Genomic DNA, 7141 nt, shown 5'->3' with positions numbered 1-7141 from the left:
GCGCTCGGCGTCGGCGGCCTCCCGCGCGGTGCGGCGGGCCTCGCGGTGCTGCTCGGCGGCCCGGGCGGCGGCCTCGGCGACCCGCTCGACCTCGGCCGCCAGGGCGTCGAGATCCGCCGCGCGGTCCGCGGGGACGGTGAGCGCCTCGAGCCGGCGGCGCACCGCCCGCGGCTCGACGCCCGGCTCGATCCGCTCGAGCAGCTCCTCGGCGTGGCGGGAGCGGTCCGCCGCCTCGGCCCGCAGCGTGCCCAGCCGCTCGGCCTCGGCCTGCCGGGCCTGCCGCTCGCCCGCGAGCCGGTGGATCTGCTCGGCGTCGGCCGTGACGGCCTCGTCGACCCGGATCTCGCCCCGCTCGGCCCGCAGCGCGCGCAGCCGGTCCTCGAGCTCGGCGAGCGTGTCCTCGGCCCGGTCCCGCGCCTCCCGCGCGGTGTCGAACTCGGCGAGCCGGGTGGCGTCGAGCACCACGCCGGAGGCCGCGAGCGCGGCCAGGTCCGCCCGCAGCCGGGCGACGTCCCGCGCCGCCGGGTACGCCCGCACCCGCTGCTGCGCCTCGGCCCCCGCCCGCGCCGCGCTCTCCCGGCCCCGGGCCAGCGCGGTCGCCCGGCGCTCCAGGCGGCCGATCTCCTCGGCCAGGGCCGCCACGTCCCCCGCGCGGGACATCTGCTCGGCCGCCGCGGCGTCGGCGTGCTCGTAGGCGGACAGCGCGCGCCGCAGCTCGACCTTCTGCGCGTTGCGGTGCTCCTTGTAGAGGCGGTCCGCCTCCTCGTCGAGCTCCGCGAGGATCGCCCGCACGTCCCGCCCGCTGCGCGCCGTGAACACCAGCTCGGCCAGCTCCCCGCCGCCCTCGCAGAGCCGGGCGCCGCCCTCGCGCAGCGCCTCGTGCCCGAGCCCGAAGCTCTGCTGCCAGGTGCGGCGGGACTGCGCGCCGCCGGGGCCCCAGGGCGCCTCCAGCGGCTCCTCCCCCGGCCCGAACAGCCCGCGGGTGGTGCGGCGGACGGCCAGTTCCTGGCCGGGCAACGCGATCTCGGCCGCGATCGCGAGCCGGGCCGGCGAGGCGGCGTAGGCGTGGCGGACCGGGCGCGGGAAGCCCCAGAGCAGGTCGGACACGGCGTCGAGCAGCGTCGACTTGCCCGCCTCGTTGGGCCCCGTGACCAGCGTGAGGCCGCGGCCGAGCGCGAGCACGCGGCCCTCGTGGGTGCCGTAGCGCTCGAGGGTGAGCCCGGTGATCCGCACCCGTCAGGCCGCCGATCCCCGCGTGGGGTCGGAGCCGGCGAGCCGCGCCCGCAGCTCCTCCTCCGCCCGCCGGGCCAGCTCGGCCAGCCCGGCCGGGTCCCGCAGGTCCAGCCCCGCCCCGCGCAGCCGCCGCCCGGCCTCGCGCTCCAGGACGGCGACGAGCTCGCCGGCCCGCTCCGGCTCCGCCACCAGCCGCGACGCCGCCGAGGCGACCGCGCCCGCGAGCTCCTCGTCGACGGCGGCCACCGCCTCCGGGGACGCATCCTCCGCGCGGGGGCTGCGGGTGCGGTTGCGCACCATCTCGACGACGGCCCCGGACTTCTCGGCCACGACGTCGATCTCCGCGCGCAGCCACTCCGCGTCGAGCAGGGCGGGAGCCGCCGGGGTGGGCCCGTCGAGGGTCACCCGCGCCACGACCGGCCGGGAGCCCGCGGCCAGCCCGATCCCGCGCAGCGCGGCGTCGAGCGCCTCCAGCACCTCGTCCGCATCGGCGCAGGCGCTCGCGTCGAGCCGGACGTGGGTCCAGCGGGCGACGTCGCACACCTCGTGCCGCAGCTCGGCCCGCGCCCCGGGCCCGACCTCGACGACGGTCGCGCCCTTCGCCCCGGGCTCGCGGGGGTGCCGGCCCTGCAGGTTCCCGCTGAACGCGGCGACGTGCTCCCCGTCGTTGACCACGCGGCGGTCGTGCACGTGCCCCAGGGCGAAGTACTCGTAGCGGCAGCGCGCGAGGTCCTCGGGGGTGCAGGGCGCGTAGGAGTCGTGCCCCTCCGCACCCAGCACGGACGTGTGCAGCAGGCCCACGTTGACCAGGCCCGGGATCCGGTCGGGGTAGGCCGGCACCAGGTTCTCCAGCACCGCGCGGGTGGCGAAGCCCTGGCCGTGCACGGCCAGCCCCACGTCGTCGAGCACCACGGTCTCGGGCCGGTCCGTGGCCAGGCGGTGCACGTTGGGCGGCAGGCGCAGCGAGCGCGTGATCTCGCTCTCCGCGTCGTGGTTGCCGTTGATGAGGAAGACGGGGATCCCCTCGTCGTGCAGCCGGGACATCTGCCGGACGAAGAAGGCGCCGGTGGCGTAGTCCCGCCAGTTCCCGTCGTAGACGTCCCCGGCGAGGAGCAGCGCGTCGGCCCGCTCGGCCACGGTGAGGTCGACGAGGTTCTCGCAGGCCCGGCGGGTGGCCCGGCGCAACGTGTCGGCCAGGTCGGAGTCCTCGAGCCGGGAGAGCCCCAGCAACGGGCTGTCGAGGTGCAGGTCGGCGGCGTGGACCAGGCGCACTCCCAGAACCTCCTGACGGGCGAACTACATGCGTGCGATTCGGCTGCGGCGAGCGTACAACCGCCCGCCGACAATCCCGGGACGTGCGCGACGCCACCCGTGCGACCTGGGGGATCACGGTTTTCGCGTGCCAGAATCGGGCAGTCCAGCGTCCGAACCAGCCTCGTCTCAACGCCGACCCGGGGCCCCTGCCCCGAGCCCTGGGAGGCGAGTTGCAGTTCCACCTGTGCGAGCGGTGCTACGCGCCGATCGACGTCGCTCGCGAGCGCTACACCAGCCTGGCCCACATCGACCGGGTGCTGCCCGACGGCAGCATCGCGTGGGTCCACTCCGCCCTGCACGCCGACGCGTGCGGCGAACCCGCCCGGGAGCGTTCGGCCGCTGAGCCGCCGGACACCGGTGAGTGGGACCCGTCCCGGCGGGGGCACTCCCCGGCCGCCGCGCGGCACGCGGCCCGCCGGACGGAGCCGACGGAGGTGCGCACCCCGCGCTGACCTCCCGCGGCGGGGGTCCACCCCCGGTCGACGCCCGCCGCACCCACGGGAGGTGGGGGTGGTCCCCCGCGGAAATAGGGGGGTCCCCGCGACCCTCCTAGGGGGTTGTCCAGACGCGCGCGAGGCCCTCCGGGCGGAAGTCTCTGAGGGGTCATCAGCGAGCCGGTGCCCCGGCCGCGCAGGACCCCCTCGGAGGCATCCATGCGCACGCCCGTCCCACCCCCGTCCGGCACCGGCGCGCCCGTTCCCCCGGCGGCCGCCGACGCCGACCTGCTCGGCCGGCTCGCCGCAGGTGACCAGTTCGCCTGGCGCGAGGTCGTGACCCGGTACGAGCGGCTCGTCCGCTCCCGGGTCCGCGGCTTCCGGCTGCAGCCCGCCGACGCCGACGACGCCGTCGCCGCCACCTGGCTGCGGCTCGCCCAGAACGCCGACCGCATCAACGACGTCGAGCGGCTCCCGGGCTGGCTCTCGACCGTCGCCGGACGCGAGTGCCTGCGGATCCTCGACCGGTCCGCGCATGCGGGCGTCCCCGTGGAGGACGCCGGGGTCACCGTCGCGGAGGCGACGCCCGGGCCCGAGCAGCGCGCGGTCGACGCCGACATCGCCCGCGAGCTGCGGGCACTGGTCGCGGACCTGCCGCGCCGGCGCCGGCTGCTCATCGCCGCGCTGTTCGGCGAGGACACCTGGAGCTACGAGCGGATCAGCCGGGTCACCGGCATCCCCACGGGTTCCATCGGCCCCACCCGGGCCCGGGCGCTGGACCAGCTCCGCCGGCTCGCGGTGGAGCGGGGCCTGGGCGCCGCCCACCCGGTCGTGCGGGGGCTCGCCCCGGCCGCCGGCAGCGCCGCGGGCTGAGCGGGGTTCCCCGGCTCAGGGGCCGGGGTGGGTCTCGCTGGGCGCGGCGCGCAGGTAGACCGCCCCCGCCTGCACCCGGCTGCGGACCCCGAGCTTGGCCAGCAGGTGCGTGACGTGGATGCCCACCGTCTTCTCGCTGATGAACAGCCGCTGCGCGATCTCCCGGTTGGTGTGCCCGGCCGCGATCTCGGCCAGCACCTCCGTCTCCCGCGGGGTCAGCGACCCGAGCACGTCCCGTCGGGTCGGCGGCCGGGCGGCCGGTACCCGCGGACGGGCGGGGCGCGCGACCTCCACCTCGTCCGGCACCGGCCCGGCCACCGCGTCCGGTTCGGGGTGGTACCCGGTCCGCCCCGGCTCCGGGGGCAGGTCCGGGAGCCGGATCCGCGCCCGTCTGCCGAGGTCGCGGACCTCCTCGAGGAACGGCACGGCCCGCAGGTCCGCGGCGATGTCGTGCGCCTCGACCAGCGCGTCGGCGGCGGCCCTGCTGCGGGTGCGCCGGGCGAGCAGCGCCTCCGCGCGGCGCAGCTGCCCGTAGGCCACGTTGTAGGGCTGGTCCCGGCGGCGCCACTGCGCGGCCACCTCGCCCCAGAGCTCGGGATCGGAGTCGCCGTCGGCGCGGGTCACCTCGGCGTCGCACATCTGCGCGAACACTCCGACGAGCCCGGCGACCATCGGCACCGCCCGCCGGGCCCGGTCGTGCAGCCCGGCCCCCGACTCGCGGAGCCGGCTGACGACCTCGTGGGCGGGCGGGGGCCGGTCCAACCGCACGGTCTCGGCGTGGGCGCGCAGGCCGTGCCAGACGAGCGGAGCCTCGAGCCAGACGTCGTCGTGCCCCTTCCCGACGACGTCGAGCCCGGCCACGGTGTGCCCCACGGCCCGTTCCGGCCGGCCGAGGAACATCTCCAGCCCGGCCCGGAGCGTGAGCATCGGGACGCGGTAGCGGGCGCCGACGGTGTCGTGGGCCAGCATCGCCACCGCGTCGAGGTCCTCGGCGGCCCCGCTCAGGTCGCCGCGCCCGACGCGCATCCGGCCGCGGGAGAGGCGGATGTCCAGCGCCTCGCTGCCGGACGGCCGGGCGCGGAAGGCCTGGTCGATCACCTCCACGGCCTCGTCCCAGCGCCCGCAGCGGAACTGGCCGTTGGCGGCGAGCGCGAGCAGCCGGACGCCGTGCGTGCGGCCCAGGCCCAGCTCGGTGAGCCGCTCGGCCCCGGCCAGGGCGAGGTCGATGCCCTCGGACAGCGCGTTGAGCGGCCCGGAGAGGAGCTCGGCCCGCCGGTGGTAGGCGCTGCCGAGCACCGCGGGCGACCCGCTCGCCTCGGCCACCCGCAGCCCCTCGGCGAGCGCGGCCGCGCCGGCCTGGGTGTCCTCCAGGTAGGCGAGGCTGAAGCCGAGCGTGACCAGGACGCGGGCCTGCTCGTCGGGCGTGCCCGCCTTCCGGGCCGCCGCGAGCGCCCGCGTGGCCTCGTCGCGGGCGTCGGCGAACCGGCCCGCGGCCTGCAGCGCCTCCGCGTGCCCGGCGAGCAGCGCGACGTGCGCCTCCCCGCCCAGCCGCAGCGCCTCCCGGTAGGCGCCCTCGGCCTCGACACCGCGGCCCGCCGCGAGCAGGTAGTCCCCGAGCCGCGCGACGAGCGTGGCCCGGCGCGGGTCGGCGGGATCGGTGAGCCCGATCCGCTCCTGCAGCACGTTCACGGCGGCGTCGTGCTCGCCGGCCAGGTGCGCGGCCTCGGCCGCCCGTTCCAGGCTCACCGGCCGGTCCAGGCCCACCGAGACGACGGGTTCGGGCGCCGGCCGGGGTGGGACGGACCGGCCCGCCACGAGGTCGGCGACCCGCCGCCAGTGCCGGTAGGCGTCGGCGTAGCCGTGCACGCGCTCGGCCGCGCTCGCCGCGTCGGCGGCGGCGCTGAGGGCCCGCGCGTCGTCGCCCGCCCGGTCCCAGTGGTGGGCGAGCAGCGCGGCGACGGCCGACCGGTCGCCGCCGGCGGTCAGCTCGGCGAGCGCCGCGGCGTACCGGCGGTGCAGGTCCCGGCGCTCGGCCGGCAGCAGGTCCGCGGACACGACGTCGACGGCCAGCCCGTGCCGCAGCCGGTACCCGTCGTCGCCGCCCTCGGCGCCGGGCCCGTCGAGCACGACCGAGCCCTCCTCGACGACGTGCCGGACGGCGGTGAGCAGCCGGTCCGGCGGCAGCCCGGTGACCAGCTGCGCGACCTCGTGCGAGACCGCGCCCTCGGCGACCGACAGCGCCCGGACCACGGTGCGGGCGTCCTCCGGGAGCGCGCGCACCCGGCCGAGCACGAGGTCGCGCAGGGTGCCCGAGACCGCCATGGGGTCGCGGTCGCGCAGCGCGCGGACCGTCTCCTCGGCGATGAACGCGTTGCCCCGGGAGCGCTGCCACACCAGCTCGACCGGGTCGTCGACGTCCGTCTCGGGCAGCGGCTCGCGCGCCACGAGCTCCGCGATCGCCGCCCGGTCGAGGGGTCCCAGAGGAATTCCGCGCACGCGCGGGTGCCGGCGCAGCCCGCCGAGGCCGAGCTCGTCGAGCCCGGGCGAGCCACCGCCCTCGCGATGCGTGACGACCACGAGCAGCCGGGCGTCGAGCATGATCGCCGTGAGGTAGGACAGCAGGTCCCGGGTGGCGCGGTCGGCCCACTGGACGTCCTCGACGACCAGCAGCACGGGCCGGTCGGCGGCGAGCCCGAGCAGGACCCGGCCGGCCGTGTCCAGATGGTGCGGGACGGCCTGCACGGTCCCGCCCGGCGACGGCGGCAGGAGCCCGAGGGCCTCCAGCTCGCCCCGCCACGGCTCGACGACCGCGCGCCCGGCGGGCTCGCGGGCCAGCGTCCGCACGGCCAGGGTGAGCGGCAGCAGCGGCGGGCTCTCCCCCACGTCGACCGCGGCGCCGGCGAGCACGACGGCCCCGGACCGCCCGGCCCGGGCCACCAGCTCGGCGACCAGCCGCGACTTGCCGACGCCCGCCTCGCCGCAGACCAGCGCGACCCCCGGCGTGCCGGTGCGGGCCGCCTCGAACAGCTCGGAAAGGGACCGCAGCTCGTCGGTACGTCCGATCAGGGGCGGACGGGCCGGGGCGGTCACTCTGCGTACGGTATTCAGCCCGGGCCTCCTGGTCCAGCAGGTAGACCCGCCCGTGGCGCGGCCGGGCCGTGGGGACCCGACGGGCCGGGGCGGTCGCAGACACGGGACCCCCGGCCCGCTCCTGCGCCACCCCCTCGGCCCCGGCCCGGCGGCACCCTCCCCCACGCCACGAGAAGAGCGCGCCGGACCGCCACCGG

General features: G+C 78.3%; 5 protein-coding genes. 2 read left to right on the top strand and 3 right to left on the bottom strand.

Annotated features, from left to right (window positions below; translation table 11 throughout):
- Nucleotides 1-1233: AAA family ATPase (locus tag PKE99_RS22245; protein WP_271214907.1), on the bottom strand; the 1233-nt coding region annotated here is incomplete at its 3' end.
- A gap of 3 nt (nucleotides 1234-1236) precedes the next feature.
- Entirely contained in the window at nucleotides 1237-2505 is a 1269-nt protein-coding gene (locus tag PKE99_RS22240; RefSeq protein WP_037044420.1) for a DNA repair exonuclease, read from the bottom strand.
- 212 nt (nucleotides 2506-2717) lie between these two features.
- Here PKE99_RS22240 and PKE99_RS22235 point away from each other — a divergent pair, with 212 nt between their 5' ends.
- Nucleotides 2718-2999 (top strand): hypothetical protein, encoded by a 282-nt coding sequence (locus PKE99_RS22235; protein WP_037044418.1) that lies wholly within the window; start codon nucleotides 2718-2720, stop codon nucleotides 2997-2999.
- A gap of 201 nt (nucleotides 3000-3200) precedes the next feature.
- A complete protein-coding gene (locus PKE99_RS22230) occupies nucleotides 3201-3854 on the top strand; it encodes an RNA polymerase sigma factor (RefSeq protein ID WP_051737248.1) in 654 nt (217 codons plus the stop codon).
- Between the two features lie 15 nt (nucleotides 3855-3869).
- Here PKE99_RS22230 and PKE99_RS22225 read toward each other — a convergent pair whose 3' ends face one another.
- Nucleotides 3870-6944: a helix-turn-helix transcriptional regulator gene (locus tag PKE99_RS22225; RefSeq protein WP_037044417.1), complete on the bottom strand. Its 3075-nt coding sequence runs from the start codon at nucleotides 6942-6944 to the stop codon at nucleotides 3870-3872.
- Between the last annotated feature and the right edge of the window lie 197 nt (nucleotides 6945-7141).

Origin of the sequence: Pseudonocardia halophobica, assembly GCF_027922425.1 — a bacterium.
Taxonomy (GTDB): domain Bacteria; phylum Actinomycetota; class Actinomycetes; order Mycobacteriales; family Pseudonocardiaceae; genus Pseudonocardia; species Pseudonocardia halophobica.
Note: the sequence above shows the minus strand (reverse complement) of the source record. Positions and strands in the feature narration are given on the sequence as shown.

What these genes read in the sequence shown, in the direction of transcription:
- PKE99_RS22230 (WP_051737248.1), top strand. Translation starts at nt 3,201, where the DNA reads ATGCGCACGCCCGTCCCACCCCCGTCCGGCACCGGCGCGCCCGTTCCC.